General features: G+C 61.6%; 1 protein-coding gene. It reads left to right on the top strand.

Annotated features, from left to right (window positions below; all coding sequences use genetic code 11):
* A partial coding sequence (locus ADK28_RS12680; protein WP_048795805.1) for a sigma 54-interacting transcriptional regulator occupies positions 1 to 396 on the top strand: 396 nt, incomplete at both ends.

The following is a 396-nucleotide window of genomic DNA, read 5'->3' as shown; positions in this document are numbered from 1 at the left end:
TGCAGCATAATCAGAAAGAAAGCCAGTGTCTGCGTGATTCACTGCGCAGGGTGACGGCTGAGCAGACGGAGCACGACAGGCTGACACATCTGCTGGAAAGCCGTCTGGTTGGTCAGTCGTCCGCGGTACAAGCGCTTCGGGAGCGCATCCGGCACGCGGCGGCCCATTCCCTGTCGGTGCTGATTGAAGGTGAAACCGGCACCGGAAAAGAGGTGGTGGCGCAACTGGTGCATGAGTGCTCCTCCCGTGCCGGGCAGCCGCTGGTCGCGCTGAACTGCGCGGCAGTGCCCGAAAATCTGATTGAAAGTGAACTGTTCGGCTGGCAGAAAGGGGCGTTTACCGGCGCGCATGCCCATAAAGAAGGGCTGATTGCCCGGGCGAACGGCGGCACGCTGT

Source organism: Serratia sp. 506_PEND (assembly GCF_001076875.1).
Taxonomy (GTDB): Bacteria; Pseudomonadota; Gammaproteobacteria; order Enterobacterales; family Enterobacteriaceae; genus Serratia; species Serratia marcescens.
The sequence above is the reverse complement of the archived record's forward strand: the minus strand, read 5'-3'. Positions and strand labels throughout refer to the sequence as shown.